This window comes from Brevibacillus nigriterrae (genome assembly GCF_049846925.1).
Lineage (GTDB): Bacteria > Bacillota > Bacilli > Brevibacillales > Brevibacillaceae > Brevibacillus_H.
The window spans coordinates 1-21,657 of sequence record NZ_JBNCMT010000038.1; the positions used below are offsets into that span (position 1 = coordinate 1).

Here is a 21,657-nt window from a genome sequence, read left to right on the forward strand (position 1 = left end):
GGCAAATGAGCTGCAAGCATCCATGGATGTGGAAGCAGGCCCCCTTGTCAAGGCGGGATTGTTCAAGACAAACGAAGGAGACCACCTGTTGCTCATCATCCATCACTTGGTCGTCGACGGAGTATCCTGGAGAATCCTTCTGGAAGATTTCATGTACGGTTATCAGGCAGCCAGGGAAGGAAAGCCCATAGAATTGCCGGATAAGACTACTTCCTTCCAGGAATGGGCGAAAAAACAGTACGAATATGTAAACAGCAGCAAAATGGAAAAAGAAGAAGCCTATTGGAGAAAGCTGGTCGAGGAGCCGCTGGATCAGATCCCGAGAGATGGGGAGCCGACGAAAGCGGTCTGGAAAGACATGACAACCAGAACCATTACCTTGAGTCAGGAAGCTACGACCAAGCTGCTGAAAGAAACCAATCGGGCATATAACACAGAGATCAATGACATCTTGTTATCTGCGCTGGGCTTGGCAGTCAAAGAGTGGTGCGGAGCAGAGAAAATAGCGATTGCCCTCGAAGGACACGGCAGGGAAGAGATCGTGGATGGCGTGGATACGACAAGGACAGTCGGCTGGTTTACCAGCTGCTATCCGGTGATCCTGGAGATGAGGGACCGGGAGATCGGCATGGTGATCAAGCGAACCAAAGAAAACCTTCGAAAGGTTCCGAACAAGGGCATCGGCTATGGAATGCTGACTCAGTTGACTGGTAACAACAGCACAGACCTCAAGATTCAGGCGGACATCAGCTTCAACTATCTGGGACAGTTTGACCAGGATATGACGGATGAACGAATCACCTATTCCCATCTCTCCACCGGAAACAATGCAAGCCCGGACCTTCCATCCTGGAACAGCATCCAGATCAATTCCATGGTCAAGCAAAACGAGCTCTGCATTATGGTGGATTTCCATGAAAAAGAGTTTAAAGAGCAGACCATCAATCGCTTCATGAAAATTTATGAAGACATGCTGCAAAAGACGATCCAGCACTGCCAGGCAAGACAAGAAACAGAACAAACTCCTTCCGATTACGGGGTAAATGATTACACCCTGGAAGATCTGGAAGAGATCAAGGCCTATGTAAGCGAACAAATCGGGGAAAACGCCGTCCCAGGAAAAATCAACAAGCTGACACCGATGCAAGAAGGCATGCTCTTTACCTACCTACAGGAAAAGGATACGACAGCCTATGTTTTGCAAACCGAGTTTAAGCTGAAGGGATATGTGGACGCGAAGAGATTGAATGCTGTTTATAACAGCTTGCTAAGAAGATATGAAGTCTTGCGAACGGTCATCCTCAATCATTGGAAACATCCTTCGCAAATCATTCTGGACTATAGAGAACAGCAGATCGAATATCAGGATTTTTCCCAGGAATCAAACAAAGAGGAGCAGTATAAACAGGCAATCGATGCAAAAGTGGAACAGGGATTTGATTTGAGCAAGGATCTCTTGTTCACAATCACGCTGATCAAGATGAGTGAAGATGATTACAGACTCATCTCAACATGCCATCACATCATTATTGACGGCTGGTCAAATTCGATCATTCTCAATGAAATGTTTAAAGCGTACCGCCAAATGGCTTCGGGGGGACTCACGGAAGCGCCAGCGCTGAATACCTACGACAGCTATATCAAATGGTTGTTCCAACAGGATGAACAACAAGGATTGAGCTTCTGGAGCAACTATCTGCAAGGCTACAACAAAGAATCAATCATTCCTGGAAATGAAAACAGCATGCCGGGATATATAGAAGCAGAGGTGACAAACAAACTAAGCCACGAGTTAACCCAAAAGCTGAGAACTCTTTGTTCGGAAAATGAGGTTACGTTTAATACCTTGTGTCAGGCGGCTTGGGGCATGCTGCTGCAAAAACACACTGGCAATCAGGATGTCGTCTTTGGAGCAGTCGTTTCAGGCAGACCGCCGGAAATAGAAGGAATCGATCAAATGGTTGGTATTTTCCTCAATACCATTCCGGTGAGAGTGACTGTAAATAACCAGACCACCATCAAACAATTGCTGTCAGACATGCAGGATAAAGGGAATGTCGCCAAGTCGTATGAGTACTTGCCATTGGCGGACATTCAAAATCTGAGCCATCGAAAGCAAAAATTGATCGAAACCCTGATGGTATTTGAGAATTATCCTATTGAGGAACTGGAAAATAATCTGAATGGCGAATACGAGTCTACCTTTAGCGTACAAGAGGTAAGCGGCAGAGAGAAAACGGATTATCACCTGAATATCATTTTTATCCTAAGAAATGAGCTGACTTATAAAATCCTGTACAACGAACAGGTTTATCCGGCCGCTTTGATAGATCGATTATCCAACCAGTTAGCGATGATCTTCGAGAAGGTATCTGCTTGTCCGGAAGAGTTGGTAGAAAACGTAGAGATCATCAGTCAGCAGGAAAAAGAAGCAATTACTTCGTTCATTGAGGAATATGAACAGGATCTGATGGCGTTTGGCGAAGGTGATTTTCAATTTAATATGGATGAAGACTAGGAAGGACGTCTATTTCCAATCCCGTCTGATACAAAAGAAAAATCACAGATCAATCACATGGAGGAATAAGAGATGAGCCATGGGGTAATGGAACTGCATTTATTGGAAAAAATTAATAAATCAAGGGAATTTTGGAATTCAAAATTATCGAGGGAACTCTTCGATAAGATCGTAATGTACGACGGGCGTCCGATGAATGAATGGGAGAAGGCGGAGATTCATTTTACTTTGGACAAAGCGTTGAGCGAAAAAGTATTGAGAATCAGCGGCAATGCCGATCTCTTAACGTATGTCGTCATGCTGTCTGCCTTGCAAGTTCAGTTTTATCGCTATGCAAATCGAAATTTTATCATTCATGTACCCATTTATCAAAAAAATGATGCTCCTTCGCTGAGTGATAATATTTGCGTGCCTTTGATCAGTCAGCTGACAGACGGAATGCAAGGCAGGGAAGTGATCAGTTCTTGTAAAAACGAACTGATGGAAGCCTATAAGAATCAGCACTATTCTCTGGATGAAATCGTAAAAGCGATTGATCCGGAAGAAGGCATTCTGACGATCAGCCAGTTAAGCGTGCGGATGGATAACTTTCACAGCAAACAGATTACGGAAAAAATAATGGATGCCGCCCCCAATCATATTCACTTTGGCATCGAGAAGAAGGACCAAGATATCCATCTCCAAATCACTTATCCTTCGAAATTATTCAAACGCGAAACAATCACTCGCCTTGTTACAGGCTACTTTCAAATGCTGGAACAGATGATAAGCGATGTGAAGGCAAAGGTTTGTGAGTTTGACCTGGTATCTGTAGCAGAAACGAAGCAAATCGTCGACCATTTTAACGATACCAAGCGGGAATATCCCAGACATAAGACGATCAGTGAAGTTTTCGAAGCTGAAGCGGAAAAGTCCGGGGAACGAGCCGCAATCGTTTCTGGCGGAAGGAAGTTCACCTACAGGGAGCTTAACCAACATGCGAACCGGCTTGCCCGTGTATTGAGGAAAAAAGGGATCACGAGAGACAGTATTGTGGCCATTCTTTGCGATAAAAGCGTCGAGACCGTTATGGCCAAGCTCGCGGTAATCAAGGCTGGCGGTGCCTATTTGCCCATCGATAAAGATTATCCAGAAGCAAGAATCAGATATATGCTGACTGACAGCGGCAGCACCATTCTTGTGGGCAAACATATTTGGACGGATCAATTGAATCTCGAAGGCATCAACGTAGAACATGTGGGCCCGGATGGTGAGGAAGTGCAGGCAGAAAGCCCGGAGAATCTTGAACCTGTCAATCAACAGGAGGACTTGGCTTATGTGATCTACACCTCGGGCACCACTGGCAACCCCAAAGGCGTATGCATTGCCCACCGGTCTGTCATCAAGAATGCGAAAAACACCGATTATATCGACGTGAAAGAGGACGACAGATGCCTTCAGGCCGGTTCGTTATCCTTTGATGCCGCCGTTCTGCCAACCTGGATCGCGCTGTTAAACGGGATTCCCTTGCATATGGAAGATGACGAGCTGACCATGAATTTTCCTGCATTGGAACAATACATGCTGGAGAATCGGATCACGCTGACGGTATTGCCCACGACGCTGTTTAACCAGTTTAGCCAGGAGCGAATCGATGCGTTTCAGCACATTCGCTACGTCATCGCCGGAGGAGACGTCATATCGAGCCAACAGGTAAGCAGGCTTTTGAAGAGATTTGAGAGTATCAACGTCGTCAACGGCTACGGCCCCACGGAAAATACGGTCATCTCGACTGCATACTTGATTACGGGAGAGTGGAATGAAGAGAAGGCTGTACCGATTGGAAAGCCTGTAAGCAATTCCACCGCCTACATTATGGACAAGCATAACAAGCTGTTGCCTGTCGGGATTCCGGGAGAACTGTGCGTCGGGGGAGACGGCGTTGCCAGAGGATATCTGAACCACCAAGAGCTGACCGATGAGAAGTTTGTCCACAATCTGTACGTGGCTGGAGAAAGAATTTACAAAACAGGGGATTTGGCGAGATGGCTAGCAGACGGGAATCTGGAGTTCCTCGGCAGGATTGACCAGCAGGTGAAGATACGGGGCTACCGTATCGAGCTGGGAGAGATCGAGAAACAACTGACGAAGCATCCGCAAGTGAAGGAAGCGGTTGTCATCGACAGGAAAGACGACTCGGGTGTGAGCTACCTTTGCGGATATCTGGTCGGAGATGGAGAACTCTCCGTAGCAGAGGTAAAAGAACATCTGCACCGGGAATTGCCGGATTACATGGTGCCCGCATATCTGGTTACGCTGGAAAAGCTGCCGCTTACCCCCAATGGAAAAATTGACAAACGGGCATTGCCGAAGCCGGATTTGGCTAGTCAAAGTGCTGAATACATCACTCCAAGAAATGAAATCGAAGAAAAACTGGCGATGCTTTGGCGCGAACTATTATCGCATCAACAAATAGGGGTAAAAGACAACTTCTTTGATTTGGGAGGTCATTCTCTTAAAGCAGTCAGTCTCATTTCCAGAATCAATAAAGTATTTGATGTGAACATTTCGGTATCCCGCATTTTTGAGGAACCCAGCATTGAAAAACTGGCGGAGTACATCGAAGAGAAAAAGACATCCAGAGAGCAAGGCGACACGCAGGCGTATGGCGAGATTGAACCCTTAGCACCAATGAAATATTATCCAACATCTGCTGTTCAAAAAAGAATGTTCGCCATCCATCAGGTTGACCCGGACAGTAGAAACTACAACATGCCTTGTGTATTCCAGGTAAAGGGAAACCTTTCTGTTGCCAAATGGGAAAACGTCCTGAAACAACTCATAGCAAGGCATGAATCGCTGCGTACCAGCTTCCATGTCATAGAGGAAGAAGTCATGCAGCACGTCCACGATCATGTGGATTTTGCCATAGAATCCTTCCAGGTGACTGGAAAGCTGGAGGATAAGAAAAGCGATATTGATCGTATCATCGATTCTTTCATCCGATCGTTCGCTTTGGATCAAGCGCCATTGATGAGATGTGGACTGGTTCAACTAGCAGATGCGAATGTTCTTTTGCTGGATTTCCATCACATCATTACCGATGGAATATCCATGGGAATCTTCATGAAAGAGTTACAGGCGCTGTATGAAGAAAAAGAGCTTGTACCGTTAAACATCCAATACAAAGACTTCGCTTCCTGGCAGAATCGACAGCTCGCAAGCGGGATGATGAAAAAGCAAGAGAGCTATTGGTTGCAGCAGTTTGGCGATGAGGTGCCTGTACTTGATTTGCCGACCGATTTCAAACGTTCAAACGTACAAAATCTAAGAGGGGAAAATGTCACGTTTCGGCTGGAAAAAGAATTGTCGAAGGAAATCAAAAGAGTATTGAAGAGTACTTCTACCACCAAATATATGTTCTATCTGGCTGTATTTAATATTTTGTTGTCCAAATACAGCATGCAGGAAGACATCGTTATCGGCAGTCCAATGGCAGGCAGAACCCATGCCATCCTGGAGAATGTCATGGGGATGTTTGTCAACACCCTCGCAATGAGGAACAAACCATGCGCCGACAAAACCTTCTCCCAATTTTTACAGGAGGTCAAGGGAAATGCGATCAGGTCGTTTGAAAACCAGGATTACGAATTGCAGATGCTGTTGGAAAAAGTAAAGATCAAGAAAGAAAAAAACCGCAATCTGCTCTTTAATGTCCTGTTTTCCGTTGAAAATTTTGAAGAGGACGAATTTTGCCTAGGGGATCTTTCCTTGACACGCTACGATTCAGCGTATGACATCTGCAAATTCGATATTTCGTTGGATGTTTTCCAGGATGCGCTGGATGAAAAAGAGGTCGTCCTGAATTTCAACTATCATACAGGTCTATACAGAAAAGAGACGATAGAGAGATTCGCTTCCCACTTTGTCCAAGTGATCAAGGTTGTTGTCGCCGATATCGGAATTACGTTAAAGGACATTGGGATCGTAACGGGGTCTGAACAATGTCTCGTTCACCAGTTCAATCATAAAAATACAGGGCAATGGAAAGAAAAAACACTTCATACGCTATTTGAGCAACAAGCTGCCAGGACCCCTGACCAGATTGCTGTCACCGATGAAACCGCAAGCCTGACCTATCGAGAGTTAAATGAGAAAGCGAACAGTCTGGCTTGGCTGCTGCGGAAAAAAGGGGTCATGCGGGAGAAAATTGTTGCAATCATGACAGACCGTTCCATTTTTATGGTGGTGGGAATGTTAGCCGTCATAAAGGCAGGGGGCGCATATCTGCCTATCGATCCAGACTATCCGGAAGAACGAATAAACTTTATGCTGACTGACAGCAAGGCGGATTTGCTGTTAACCCAAAAGGGTCTCATGGACGGACTCTGTTTTGAAGGAGAAGTAATGGAGATAGACGATCCTTGCGTCTATGAAAATCCTGTCGGCAATCTCGAAAATATCAATGAAGAGCATGATCTGATCTACGTCATTTATACCTCTGGCACGACAGGAAAGCCGAAAGCGGTCATGGTGGAGCATCGCAATCTTGTCAATATCGCCGAAAGCTGGATACGGGATTACAGACTGGACGAAATAGAGGTACGGCTGCTACAAATGGCAAGCTTTTCCTTCGATGTTGCGACGGGGGATGTATGCAGAGCGCTCTTGAGCGGAGGACAAATGACGATTTGTCCCAAGGATGCAAGAGTCGATCCGCTGGGACTGTACAATCTGATCCAGCAAAACAAAATCAGCATTTTCGAATCAACACCTGGGTTGATCCTTGCCTTTATGGAATATGTGCATGACAACCATCTGTCGCTGGATAGCCTGAAAGTACTGATTCTGGGGTCTGATATTTGCTCCGTGGAAGACTTCAACAAACTACAGGAACGCTTCGGTAGCCAAATCCGAATCATCAACAGCTTTGGCATTACAGAGACAACCATAGATTCCAGCTTCTTTGAATGGAAAGAAGGGGAAGAAATCGCAACAGCTAACGTTCCCATCGGAAAGCCGATGCAAAATACACAGTTTTATGTCCTGGACCGTCACCTCCAGCTTGTTCCGATTGGAGTATGTGGTGAGCTGTACATCGGCGGGCATGGCGTAACGAGAGGGTACTTGAACAATGATCTCCTGACAAAAGAGAGATTTATCGAAAATCCTTGGGAACAAGGCGCCAGATTGTACAAGACAGGAGATATGGCGAGATGGCTTCCCGACGGAAACGTGGAATTGATCGGAAGAATGGACAATCAGGTCAAGATAAGAGGCTACAGAATCGAGCTGGGTGAAATTGAAAATCAGCTGGTCAAACACGAAAACGTAAAAGAAGCAGTGGTTGTGGTCAAAAAACATGTCAATGGAACCAGTGATTTAATTGGATTTGTCACAGGAGACGGCAAATTGTCTGAGAGTGAGCTTTTGCAATACCTGCGGCAAGAGCTGCCGGATTATATGGTTCCGCGAACAGTGATTCAACTGGATCAAATGCCATTAACTCCAAACGCGAAAATTGACAGAAAGCAATTGTCTGAAATGGAAGTGGATTGGGAAACAACAGAATACGTTGCCCCGAGAAATGAAACAGAAGAAAAACTGGCCATCATCTGGAGTGAGGTACTCGGCATTGAAAAGGTTGGCATCAAGGATCATTTCTTTGATCTGGGAGGACACTCGCTTAACGCGATAAAAATGGTGTCCCAAATCTGTAAAGCCTTCCAGATAGAGCTGAAGATAGCCGACTTGTTTAACCATCCATCTATCGAAGAACTGTCCGGCTTTTTGATCCATGACAAGCACCAGACAGGGGAAACTGCACCAGCATTCAAAGAAATCAAACCTGTAGGGAAGCAAGAGTATTATGCTGCATCATCCGTTCAAAAACGAATGTATGCGATCAATCAACTGGATACAGAAAGCACGAACTACAATATGCCAGATGTGTTTGTCGTTAAGGGCACGCTTGAATGGATGCGTCTTGAAAATGTCTTGAAGGAGCTCGTCAAGAGACATGAGTCTTTTAGGACAAGCTTCCATGTTATCAATGGTGAAATCGTGCAGAAGGTACATGATGATGTGGAATTTTCATTGGAATATCAGCTGATGAATGGCTCGTTTGCGGAAAGGAAAGTAGCGGTCGAGCAACAGATTCATCATTTTGTAAAGGCGTTTGATTTGAGCAAAGCGCCGCTCATGAGGGCCGGAATCATCGGCTTGGAAGATGTATCAATCTTGATCATCGATACACACCACATCATTGGCGATGGAATCTCAACCGAAATCGTGCTTTCGGAACTAGCGGATTTGTATCACGGAAAAGAGCTGGAAGAGGTTCCGATTCAATACAAGGATTTTGCAAGCTGGCAAAATGCTTTGTATACAACCGGAGCGATTCAGAAACAGGAAGACTACTGGCTGAATCGGTTCGAAGGTGAAATCCCGGTATTGCACATGCCGACGGATGAGAAGAGACCGTCCAATCAAAGTTTTGAAGGCGGCGTCTGCCATTTCGAGATAGAACCAGAGCTTGCTGCAGAGATCAATCGTGTCATAAAGCAGACAGGTGTAACCAAGTATATGTTTTTCCTGGCAGCCTACCACATCTTGCTGTCCAAATACAGCAGTCAGGACGATATTGTCATCGGAAGTCCTACAGTAGGAAGAACCCATGAAAGCTTGTACCGTACAGTGGGGATGTTTTTGAACACTCTTCCCATGCGAAATGTTGCTGCACCAGACAAAAGCTTTCAGGAATTTTTGGCAGAGATAAAAGAAAACGTGTTAGGAGCATTTGAGAATCAGGATTACGATCTTGAGAAATTGATCGCAAGGCTGAAGTTGAAGTATGACAGCAGCAGAAATCCGCTGTTTGATGTGATGTTTACCCTTCAAAATGCTGCAAAAAGTGAAATGACTCTCGGTGAAGCGACGTTACTTTGCTATATGCGTGATCACAACACGGCAAAATTTGACTTATCGCTGTTTATCTTTGCGGACGATACCCATAACGAAATTTCAGGCATGCTGGAATACAAAACGGATCTCTACAAAAGAGAAACGATAGGAAGACTGATCGGGCACTACAAACAAATCATGAAACAAATCGTGAATAATGTGGGCACTCCGCTTTCAGAAATCAGCCTGATCACAAAAGAAGAAAAAGAGACGATCCTCAACCGGTTTAACCATGCCTGGGTCGAGCACCCCAGACATATCACGTTGAAAGATTTATTTGAGCAGCAGGCAGAGAGAACACCGCATCATGTAGCTGTCCTCGATAAAAAAGAGCGGATTACATATGAAACGCTCAACAGAAAAGCAAATCAACTGGCAGGTTTGTTACGAGAGAAGGGTGTTATGCCGGGTGATGCAGTTGGCATCCTGATGGATCGCAGCGTAGATACCATCATTGCGGTAATCGCAGTAATTAAATCGGGCGGTGCATGCTTGCCGATCAGCCCGGAATATCCGCAAAATCGGGTAAATCATATGATCGAAGACAGTGGAGCTGCGATCATTCTCACACACCATACGTATAAGGACAGATTGGCTTGCGATAGCCAACGGGAATGGATCTGTCTTGATGACAAAGAGCTGTGGGATCGGGAACCTGTCTTTTCTTATAACGGATCAAACTCTGTTGACGAGCTCTCCTATATCATCTATACGTCCGGGACTACAGGAAAGCCAAAAGGCGTCATGCAAACCCACAAAACACTCATCAACCTGGTTCACGATCATTATCAGCGGACAACGATCGATTTTTCGGGGAAGGTGATCCAGTTTGCAGCCATCGGATTCGATGTGTTTTTCCAGGAGGTATTCTCGGCATTGCTTCGGGGCGGACAGCTTTGCATCATCAATGATGAAGACAAAAAAGATGTGAAAACACTATACCAATTCATCACGGAACATCAGGTGGAAGTTGTTTACCTGCCTACCGCCTACCTGAAATTCATCTTTGCCAACAGGATCTACAGCGAGACATTCCCAAGACAGGTCAAACACATCATCACGGCTGGAGAAGCGTTAGTGGTATCTGATCTGTTGAAGAAATTCCTCCGGGACTCAAACGCGCTGCTGCATAACCATTACGGACCTTCGGAAACGCACGTCACGACCACTAGTGTTGTGGAGCCGGAGAAAGAGATTCCGAGCATTCCGCCGATAGGTAAGCCGATTGGCAATACAAGTCTCTACATTTTGGACAGAGTTTTGCAGCTTCAGCCGGTAGGAGTCCCCGGTGAAATCTATATCGCTGGTGATTGCCTTGCCAGGGGATATTTGAATAACGAATCTTTCACAAATGAAAAATTTATCGAGAACCCGTTTGTACCCGGAGAGAGAATGTATAAAACGGGGGATCTCGGAAAATGGCGGGCAGATGGTACGGCGGAGTATCTGGGAAGAATCGACCACCAAGTGAAAATACGCGGCTATCGGGTAGAAATCGCGGAAATACAGGAACAGATCATGAGCTGTCAGGGAATCCAGGAAGCGGTTGTTCTGGTAAGAGAAAGCCAAAACAATACGCAATTGTGCGCCTTCTATATCGCTGATGAAGAAGTTTCGTCTAAATCACTAAAGGAGTATCTGGCAAAGGAACTCCCCGGCTATATGGTTCCCGCCTCGTTCATCCAGGTCGATAAAATGCCGCTTACGGCCAATGGCAAAGTGGACCGGACAAAGCTGCTGGAAATGGATGTGCCTCGACTCGAAGAAAACGAGTTTGCGGCGGCTCATACAGAGACGGAGAAAAAAGTGGAGAAAATTTGGAGAAAAGTGCTTGCAGTAGACAAAATCGGCCTGCACGACAATTTCTTTGATATCGGCGGGAACTCCATTCTGGTTCTCGGCATGCTTTCTCATATCGATTCCCTATATCAGGATCGAGTAAGGGTGGCTGACATTTTTGCCCATCCAACCATCCATAAGCTGGCGGAGTGTATAGACGCCCGAGGTGCAAACGAAGCATCGCCTTCTATCACGCTGAAGGGAATACCGATGCCGCAAAGCTATTTTACCGATGAACGGTCCGCGATAGAGGGAGAAACCTTTGCATTCGAAGTTACAGGAAACGTCTATGAAAAACTGGTTAAGATAGCAAAAAAAGAGCGAACAACCATCGAAGGAATTCTTCTGTCTGTTCAAGCATTCGTGCTGAACAAGGTGTTCGAAGCAGAAATCGTTACCCTGTACACCATCGATGGCAGAAACAAGACCATCCTTCCGATAGAATGCAACTTCTCATCGCTGGACAACTTTACGACTCTGTTTGAAATAACCCGGACGAAGCTTGAAGAGGGCGTTCACCAGAAAGAATATGCGATTGCCCGCTTCGAACACATGAGAAAAGCTGACGAGTCAGTGATTGCTTCTCTGTATAACAAAGCGAATCTTGCTGAGAGCAGAGCGAAGCAAGTATTCGATATTGCGATAGAAGTGGAAATGAAGAATCATTCCGTCGCACTTGAATGCAGTTGCAATCTGGAAAAGCTGAACGAGAGAAAGGTTAGAGAATTGTTTGACGCTTTTATTCGGACGATGAATATGGTTATTCAACGTTATTAAATCTTTCTGTGGAAGGAGGAAGCTCAGTGCCAAAAACCGCTTTGATGTTTCCGGGGCAGGGCTCTCAATATCCGGGAATGGGAAAAGTGTTTTACGAGAAATACCCTGTGGTTCAAAAAGTATTTGAAGAAGCATGCGACACTCTGGGCTTCGATATAAAAAAGCTTTGCTTTGAAGCCGATGTGGACGAATTAACCCAGACGAAAAATGCGCAGCCGGCTATCTATACGGTAAGTGTAGCCATGTTTCAGGCCTATATGGAGGAGTACGACCGTCCTCCATATTGCCTGGCAGGTCACAGTCTTGGGGAGATTTCCGCATTATCCTGCAGCGGTGCGATTTCTTTTCGGGATGGCTTGCATATTGTCAAACGAAGAGGAGAACTGATGCAGGAGGCTGCCTCATTTGGATTGGGCGGAATGACAGCCGTCAGCGGAATGGAGCATCAAGCCGTAGAGCAAATGATTTCGGATTTAATTGACCCGGATTCGATTGTCAACATCTCCTGCTACAACTCGGCCAACCAGCTAGTCATCTCAGGCAATCGTAAAGGAATCATGGAAATGGAAAAAGCGCTGAAGGAGAAGGGGGCAGAGGTTACTCCGCTCAAGGTAAGTGCTCCGTTTCATAACATATTGATGGGTGCGGTAGCAGATCGTCTGGAAAAAGAACTGCAAAAGTACGAATACCATTCCATGCAATATCCGGTTATCAACAATATTGACGCCAAACCGTATCAAAGCAGTGAAGAAATCATTCAAAAGCTGAAGATGCAAATTGTCCATCCTGTATTGTGGATCGATATCATGAATGAGCTGGAGAAAGAGGACATTCAGGTAGCGATTGAAGTAGGTCCCAAGCATGTTTTGAAAAACCTGTTGAAACGAAGCAAAGAAGCGATCAAAGTGTTCGCTTTGGACAAGAAAGAGGACAAGCAGCAGTTGGATAAAATCTGGCTCCCTGCAAATCGGCCCAAAATGCTGAAAGACTTTATCAGAAGATGTCTGTCCATATCCTTATGCACCAAAAACGGCAATTACGATGAACAGGCATATTACCAAGGCGTTGTTCTGCCTGTAAAAAACATGAGGCAATTGTTATCCATACTTGAAGAAGAACAGAGAGAACCGCAGCCTGAAGAAATGAGTCGAGCGTTGGAACTGATGATGACAGTGTTGTCAGCCAAAGGGGTATCCACGGAAGAGCAAAAGCAAAGATTGGAGCTGCTTCGAAGAGAGGCGGATCATCCGGATGTACAGATAAAAATAGATTCTGTTCAATCCCGAATCCTGGTTGAAAGAGAGGAAAGCCATGCTGGATTTTAAGAATTTTGATGTTGTAACCAAGCCAGATGTGAATCTGGAGAGCACTGTGAAAGAGAAAAAATATCGGGCAAAAGATATCGCCATCATCGGTATGGCTTTCAAGCTCCCCAGGGCAGAAGGGATAGAGGATTTTTGGAATCATATGCGTGAAGGTGCCGACTGCATTGCTGATATTCCAGAGAAGCGAAAAGAGGACGTTTATAACTACTTCTCTTATCTGGGAAAGAATTCCGATATGAAATTCTGCGAAATGGCGTATCTGGACGAAATTGACAAATTCGACCATCGTTTTTTCAGTCTCTCCCCCAAGGAAGCAAGTTTGATGGATCCAAACCAACGACTGTTTCTGGAAGTAGCATGGCAGGCTGTTGAAGATGCCGGATATGGAGGGGATAAATTAAAGGGAAGCAGGACCGGAGTTTATTCAGGATATTGTCATCCCATCGTCGGAAGCTACATGGACATTATCAAGAATGCGCATCCTTCCCTCATCTCGATGGGGATGCTTGGCAATATGCCTTCGATGATACCAAGCAGAATCGGATATTTCATGGATTTTCGAGGGCCGAACTTTTATGTCGACACAGCTTGCTCTTCTTCTCTTGTTGCCCTGCATCAGGCATGCCAAGGTCTGAGAAACGGGGATAGCGAGATTGCGATTGTGGGAACGACGGAATTGGTTGTTTTTCCGGTAGAAACTGAGCAGAAAATGGGGATCGAATCGAAGCATAATCGAACAAAAGCCTTTGATGATGAGTCTGACGGCACCGGAGTGGGGGAAGGGGTAATCTCGCTTGTTTTAAAGCCGGTAAACAAAGCCTTGCAGGATCGAGACCATATCTATGCTGTTATCAAAGGAACGGCCATCAATCAGGATGGAAATTCGATTGGTATCACGGCTCCCAACTCCGTTGCGCAAGAAGATGCAATCGTGCAAGCGTGGAAGGATGCGGGGATAAACCCGGAAACCATTTCCTATATCGAAGCCCATGGCACAGCTACCAACCTTGGCGACCCCATTGAAATTGACGGTATATCAAGAGCGTTCAAGAGATTTACAAATAAAAAACAATTTTGCGCGATCAGTGCGCTGAAATCAAATATTGGGCATTTGGGAGCGGCGGCTGGTCTTGCCGGAGTGGTAAAAGCCGTTTTGGCAATGAAACACAGCGAAATTCCCCCCGTCGTTCATTTGCAGCTGCCAAACCGGAAGATCGACTTTGAAAACTCCCCTGTCTATGTAAATGATATGCTGCAAAAATGGGATTCCTCCAGCGGGCCGAAACGATGCGGAGTCAGCTCTTTTGGGTTAAGCGGTACTAATTGTCACGTCGTGTTGGAAGAAGCACCTGTCTGTGAACAGGCGGAAACCGATGAAAAGGAGCAAACCCAACCGTTTTTGACCATCTCGGCAAAATCAGAAAGCGCCTTGAAAAACCTGGTTGCCGCATATGCAGAAATGCTGGAGGGTACGGAAAACAGTTTGGCCGATATCTGCTTTACCGCAAATACCGGAAGAGGACACTATTCCTACAGGCTTGCCGTAATGGCAGACAGCAAGCAAAGCCTGCTGGACGCTCTCAAAAATGCGTCTGAAACAGGCAGCCAACAGGAAGAATGGACGGAAGAAAAGATAAGGGAACGAAGTGAAGCCGCAAAAAACATGATTCGTTTATACAGGGAGAGCGGAAAGAAGGACGAGAAGCTGCTCAGGGAGATTTGCGAGCTTTATCTTCAAGGTGCAAATATCCAATGGGAGGAGCTGTACCACGGAGAAAAGAGAAAGAAAGTCAGCATTCCAGCGTATCCTTTCGACAAGATCAGGTGTTGGGTTGATATTCCAGCGGACCAGCCAATGATAAAGGTAATCGAAAACCATACCGTACGTGAATCCCGTGTCATCCTGAAGGGAAGGGAGGGCGGCGTTTATTCAGAAATCGAGGAGATTCTGGCGGATAGCTGGGGGAAAGCTTTAGGCTACAAGGAATTATCGGTGACTGATAACTACTATGAATTGGGCGGAGATTCCGTCATCGGAATTCAATTGGTCAATGAAGTGAGCAATCAAATGCAGGCGGACATTTCGTTAAGCGATCTGCTCGTTACACAAACCATTGAAAAGATGGCTGAAATCATCAGCGAAAAGCTGAAATCAGCAAAAGAACATCATTTTCTCACCATCAAAAAGGCAGATGAAAAACCGCATTACCCCTTATCCTCTGCCCAGAAAAGAATGTATATCACGAGCATCCTGGAAGAAGCAAACACCGCTTACAACATGTATGGCGCCTGCATCATGGAAGGCGACTTTCACCTGGAGAGATTTGAGAGCACGTTGAACAAAATGATTGCCAGACACGAAGCATTCAGAACCTCCTTTCAGATCGTCAATGGCGAACCTGTTCAAATCATCCATCCTGAAGGGAAAATCACCATCACTGTGAAGGAAGCGGGTGAAGGGCAGATTCAACAGGAACTGAAACATTTTATCCAACCCTTCGACTTTGCCACAGCGCCGTTGCTTCGTTGCGAGGTACTGAAAATTCACGAGGACAAGCATGTCTTTCTGTTTGACATGCCCCACATTATTACCGACGGCTATTCCATCAGTATCTTTGTAGACGAATTTATGAATCTCTATGACGGCGAGGAGCTTCCTGATCTGCCAATCCAGTATAAAGATTACTCCGTCTGGCAAAATCAGCTATTTGAATCAGAAGAGATGAAAAAACAGGAAGAATACTGGCTGAACAAATTCTCTGGTGAAATCCCTGTACTCGATTTGCCGTACGATTTCCCAAGGCCGTCCGCAAAGAATTACGAAGGCGATACGCTGCGAATCACATTGAAGCAAGAACTGGCAAAGAAAGTGAATCTGCTCGCCAAAAGCTCCAATACCACGCTCTATAATGTCCTGCTCGCAGCCTATCAAATCGTTCTGATGAAGCATTCAGGGCAGGAGGATATCATCATTGGCTCTGCCAGTGCCGGCCGACAAAATGTAGATTGTGAAAAGATCATCGGCATGTTTGTCAATATGCTGGCGATGAGAAATTATCCGCAGAAGGATAAAAGCTTCTCCGCATTTTTGGCTGAAGTCACAAGCAACTCCATCCAGGCTTTTGACAATCAGGCTTATCAGTTTGAAAAGCTGGTGGATAAGTTGGGGTTGGAGAGAAACGCTCAAAACGGAATGCTGTTTGATGCCACTTTTACACTTCAAAACATCAGGTCAAGCGACTTTGTCCTTGGCAAAGCCAAAATAACTACGTTGGAATATAAGGTGGATCAATCACCATATGCCCTTTCACTGATTGTATTTGAAAACAAGGGACAACTGGAATTGAGCTTTGAATATCAGACAGCCCTCTTCAAATCAGGCACGATTGAGCAAATAGCCAATCATTTTGTCGAGATTTTATCCCAGGTTACAGAAAACCGTGACGTAAATATAAGCCAAATACAACTGACAAACAACTTTGTTACGGCAGATACAGATCAAATCAGTGAAGCTGAATTGGCGTTTGATTTTTAGACCATTTCAAATCAAGCAAACTGTTGGAGGTCAGAATGGATAAAAAAGCTGTTTCTTTTCCTAAAACCATAGGCAAAATCGCAATTCTCTTTATCGCTTCATTCATCATCATTAACGGGGGGAACTTTGGTATTTTCACACTTTTTCAGAGTGTTTACTCCATGCTGCATGATGTTTCCCCAATCAGCGAAAATGATCTCGGCCAGATGATTCTGCAAAATCCTCTCTTTTTGGGAGTCTCTTCATTTGCGAATATATTATTTCTCGCCTTCCTGTATTTCTTTGTCAAAAAGGTAGACAAGCAAAGCATGAAACAAATGATTTTTACGGACCCATCCAATAGAAATGCCGCCATGTTCCGGTATGGGGTTGCCATCGCGTTGATTACGATGATTGTATTCATTTTGTTTGGAACAGTTACGGGTATGATCAAATATGCAAGCGAAGAATCATTGCAGGCTGTGAATGGAAAATTTGCGGCGTTTCTGGCAAGCGGCATTTTCTTTAGCGTTGTTACCGGATTTTATGAGGAAATCTTTTTTCGAGGATACATTTTAAATCAGCTTTTGAAATGGAATCGTAAATATGCTCTTGTTATTTCTTCGATTATTTTCATGCTTTCCGAGATTACGAATGTGATTAAACCCCTCGACTTGCTGGGGCTGTTCCTGACAGGAATTTTCTTTGGATATTTGTATATGAGCACCTCATCGCTGTTCATTACGGCAGGTATTCACTCAACCTTACACTTCTTGTTACTGAACATTGTGACATTGCAAAAGTACGACTACGGACTGCCGACTCTCTTTACCTTCAACTCCCAGGTAACGATGGACTTCGCCTCTTCAACGGGAGTATGTACGGTATTTGTCAACACGGTTTCCATTATCCTCTTGTACTTGTTCAATAAAAGGAAGGCTGCTGGTGTTAGCATAGCGAAGGTTAGTGCATAAAAGGAGGCTGCTGGATTGATGAATGAACAGAATTCCGGTATCGGCTTGTTGAAAAATGAAAAAAAATACTGGGAAGAGAAACTGGCCGGAGCATTGGAAAGAGCTACGTTTCCCTATGATTGGGAAGTAGGACAAACGTCTGAAAACGTAAAAAAAGCGTGGATGTTCCGCTTGTCAACGGATGCGTTTGAGGGGCTGAAAAAGCTGTGCGGAGATTCACAGTACAAACTGCACATTCTGCTTGTGACTGCTATCAAGATCATGTTGTATAAATATTCAGGGTGTGAGGATATTCTTGTTGGTTCGCCCATCTATAAACAGAAGAAAGAAGGGGTATTTTTGAATACCCTTCTTCCCTTCAGAGATCAGGTTTGTGGAGATATGACTGTAAAGGAGCTTCTGTTGCAGGTTCGAGAAACAGTGCTGGAGGCCAATGAGAACCAGAACTATCCCGTCATGAAAGAACTCAGCAGTCCGATCCTTGATGTCATGATCATCGTGGATCATATTCATGACAGAAAGTATGTCGAGCATGTACCAAGGAATATGACATTCGGCTTTTTGGCAGATGGCGAAGGAATTTCAATAGAGATAGAATACAACGCGAGCCTTTACAGACAGTTTACGATTCAAAGAATAGCACAAGGCGTCGATCATATCCTCCATGTATTACCGCAAAACATGGATCAAAAAATCATGGATACTCACATTTTGACAAAGGAACAGCAGGAAGAAATCGTTACCGCCTATCACAAACAGCCGGAATGGAACATCGAAGAAACCCTTCTGCATCAACTGTTTCAAGAGCAAGTTGGCATTACGCCAGACCAGGTCGCAGTCATTTCAGGAGATGATTCCCTCACTTATCATGAGCTAAACGTGAAAGCAAACCAGCTGGCAAGATTGTTACGGGCGAAAGGTGTTCAAACCAGGGATGTCGTTGGAATCATGGTTGATCCATCTGTGGAGCTTGCGATCGGACTGTTCGCGATTATAAAGGCAGGGGGGACTTATGTTCCGCTTGATCCGCGCTATCCCGAGGACAGACTGGAATTTATGATGCAGGACAGCAGCATGCGATTTGTTGTGACAGAAGAAAAATACGCTGACAGGTTTGCAGACCATATCGAACTGGCAGATGTTCACAGTCGGGAAAACGATTTGCTCGACACAAGTAACCTAAACATTGCACAAAGCGTAGAAGACCTGGCCTATATCATCTACACCTCGGGATCAACGGGTAAGCCAAAAGGAGTCATGATTGAGCACCGCACCATTTCCAAAACCATGCTTTGGCGAAAAGCCGAATATGATTTTACCCCCGAAGATACGATATTGCAGTTGGTGTCCTACTCCTTTGACGGATTTATTGGCGGTTTTTTTGCACCTCTGTTTTCAGGAAGCAAGGTTGTACTGCTGGGAAATGAAGAAGACAAGGATGTCAACCGGATTCGGAAGTGCATAAAGGAGAAGAAAGTTACCCATCTGCATGGGGTGCCGGCACTGATGAGCGTGATTATGGAAAGAATCAGCGATGATGAGGCAAAATGCTTGAAGGTCATCACAGTTGGAGGAGATCGGGCGACACCCGTCCTGATACATGCCTGCTCGATCAAAAATATAGAGCTGATCAATGAGTACGGACCAACGGAAAATACGATTATTTCCACGATCTTTCGAAATATGAATGACCCGGAGCATACCAGAATAGGCAAGCCAGTTTATGATACGCAAATCTATATTCTGGATCAGGACGACCATCTTTGCCCGATTGGAGTCGTCGGTGAACTTTGCATTTCCGGGGGAAGATTGGCGAGAGGATATGTCAACAGACCGGATCTTACCGCCGAAAAGTTCGTAAAAAATCCGTTTTATCCGGAACAGTTGATGTATAGAACTGGCGATCTGGCGAAATGGGATGAGGATGGGAATATCGATTTCATCGGGAGAAAAGATTTTCAGGTAAAAATAAGAGGTTTTCGAATTGAATTGGGAGAAATTGAATCCAAGCTGCTGGCATATCCCGGGATCAAACAGACCGTCGTGATAGACCGGGAAGAGGCGAATGGCGAAAAGTATTTATGTGCGTATTTCGTAGCAGACGAGCAGGGAATGGCTCAAGAAATCATCCGTCATTTATCAGCTCAACTGCCGGATTATATGATCCCGGCTCATATTATGCAGCTTCCCGAGTTGCCGCTTACTGCGAATGGAAAAATTGACAGAAAAACATTGCCTTTGCCGCTTGATACCAGTCGAGAACATATCCCACCAGGAAATGAGAAAGAGCAAAAAATAGCCAACGTATGGAATAAGGTTCTTTCTATCGATAACATAGGGATTCATGACAACTTCTTCAAGAAAGGCGGGGACTCACTCAAAGCAATTCGTGCTGCCAGTTTATTGTCAGAAGAATTTGTTATAGCAATCAACGATATTTATAAGCATCAGACCATCTATGAGTTGGCGGCTCACATCGAGCATTCGCAAGGTGATCTGGCAGCAAAAATAGAGCAGGTCAAAAATGAAATCGCAGCTGCCGTGGAAGAGTCTCCTTCTATCAATCTGGAAGAAGAGTATGATCGGTACAAAAGGAAGATTGAGAGGTACCGAGATATAAAACTTGTAAAAAGCAAGAAATACAAGAAGGTTTTATTGACCGGGGCTACAGGGTACGTTGGTGCCCATCTTCTAAAGGAACTCTTTGACAGATCAGACAGTACGTTTTATCTATTGATCAGAGGGCAGGATTTGAGGTTGGCAGAGGAACGCCTCAAACAGAAAGTATTATTTTATTTCGGTGATTCGTACTATGAAAACATGCAAAGCAGGGTCATCATTCTGAATGGAGAGATTGGAGAGCCTTCCTTTGGTCTTGAAGAAACTGCCTATGAAGCGTTGGCACAGGAGATTGATTGTATCATTCACTCGGCAGCCTTCGTAAAACATTACGGAGAATATGAAACATTTTACAAGAGCAATGTACAGGGTACGAAACATCTGCTTCAATTTGCTCAACAGGGCAGAAGGAAAGACTTTAATCTTATGTCCACGACTACCATTTCTGATGGGGAGGTGGCTGGCAACAATGCGATGATATTTACCGAATACGAGATGGACGTGGGGCAAAAATCGGAAAACTACTATTCGCTAACAAAACTTGAATCAGAAAAACTGGTTATGGCTGCTGCCAACAATGGATTGGAGGTAAAAATATTCCGGTTGGGAAATGTCTCCTTTCATTATGAAACAGGTGCTTTTCAGGAAAATATTGAGGATAATGCCATCTGCAAATCAATCAAATCGTATATAAAGCTCAATACCTTTCCGTTCATAGAAGCAAAAGAGCTTAATTTCTCTTATGTTGATCAGGTGGCAAAGTCTATCGTTCTTCTCTTTGATAAGGCGGACCTGGCGAATGAAACCTTCCATATCTACAATCCTCATCAAGTAAGTCTTGCTGAGTTGGCGGAACTCTTACAGGAAAAATATCCTACGCTGGAAGTGAAAAGCCTGGACGAATTTTTGGCAACCCTTTTGCAGAATACCCAAAATGAAGAACTGAGACCTTATCTCGACCATATCCTGATGTACATGGGCAGTGGAAGCCAGGAAAACAGAACAGAAATGATCCATGTAAATGATAAAACCATATACCTCCTTGAGCACTTGGGCTTTCAGTGGTCAGCACTGGATAAAGATGCGATACAAAAAATGGTTCAGTACTGGGAAACGGTGCAGTTTCTTTCATGAAAAACATTTTGTGGA

6 protein-coding genes are annotated in these 21,657 nt (G+C 44.9%); all 6 read left to right on the forward strand.

Features of this window, described 5'->3' with window-relative positions:
* Nucleotides 1–2,518, forward strand: a 2,518-nt coding sequence (locus tag ACPW7N_RS22155; protein ID WP_425653534.1) for a condensation domain-containing protein, incomplete at its 5' end; no start/stop codon positions are given.
* Between the two features lie 72 nt (nucleotides 2,519–2,590).
* Entirely contained in the window at nucleotides 2,591–12,076 is a 9,486-nt protein-coding gene (locus ACPW7N_RS22160) for a non-ribosomal peptide synthetase (protein ID WP_425653536.1), read from the forward strand.
* Between the two features lie 26 nt (nucleotides 12,077–12,102).
* Nucleotides 12,103–13,401 (forward strand): ACP S-malonyltransferase, encoded by a 1,299-nt coding sequence (gene fabD / locus ACPW7N_RS22165; RefSeq protein ID WP_425653537.1) that lies wholly within the window; start codon nucleotides 12,103–12,105, stop codon nucleotides 13,399–13,401.
* Nucleotides 13,388–16,936 carry a condensation domain-containing protein gene (locus tag ACPW7N_RS22170; protein ID WP_425653539.1) on the forward strand — a complete coding sequence of 1,183 codons (3,549 nt, stop codon included), beginning with the start codon at nucleotides 13,388–13,390 and terminating at the stop codon, nucleotides 16,934–16,936. The genes fabD and ACPW7N_RS22170 overlap by 14 nt, the downstream gene beginning before the upstream one ends.
* Before the next feature lie 35 nt (nucleotides 16,937–16,971).
* Nucleotides 16,972–17,889 carry a CPBP family intramembrane glutamic endopeptidase gene (locus tag ACPW7N_RS22175; protein ID WP_425653542.1) on the forward strand — a complete coding sequence of 306 codons (918 nt, stop codon included), beginning with the start codon at nucleotides 16,972–16,974 and terminating at the stop codon, nucleotides 17,887–17,889.
* Nucleotides 17,890–17,907: 18 nt separating this feature from the next.
* Complete coding sequence (locus ACPW7N_RS22180) at nucleotides 17,908–21,642, forward strand: non-ribosomal peptide synthetase family protein (protein WP_425653543.1); 3,735 nt, start codon at nucleotides 17,908–17,910, stop codon at nucleotides 21,640–21,642.
* The last annotated feature ends 15 nt before the right edge of the window (nucleotides 21,643–21,657 follow it).

Bases quoted from the DNA above. Each gene is read 5' to 3' on its own strand.
- ACPW7N_RS22160 (WP_425653536.1), top strand. From the start codon at position 2,591: ATGAGCCATGGGGTAATGGAACTGCATTTATTGGAAAAAATTAATAAA.
- ACPW7N_RS22175 (WP_425653542.1), top strand. From the start codon at position 16,972: ATGGATAAAAAAGCTGTTTCTTTTCCTAAAACCATAGGCAAAATCGCA.
- ACPW7N_RS22180 (WP_425653543.1), top strand. From the start codon at position 17,908: ATGAATGAACAGAATTCCGGTATCGGCTTGTTGAAAAATGAAAAAAAA.
- ACPW7N_RS22170 (WP_425653539.1), top strand. From the start codon at position 13,388: ATGCTGGATTTTAAGAATTTTGATGTTGTAACCAAGCCAGATGTGAAT.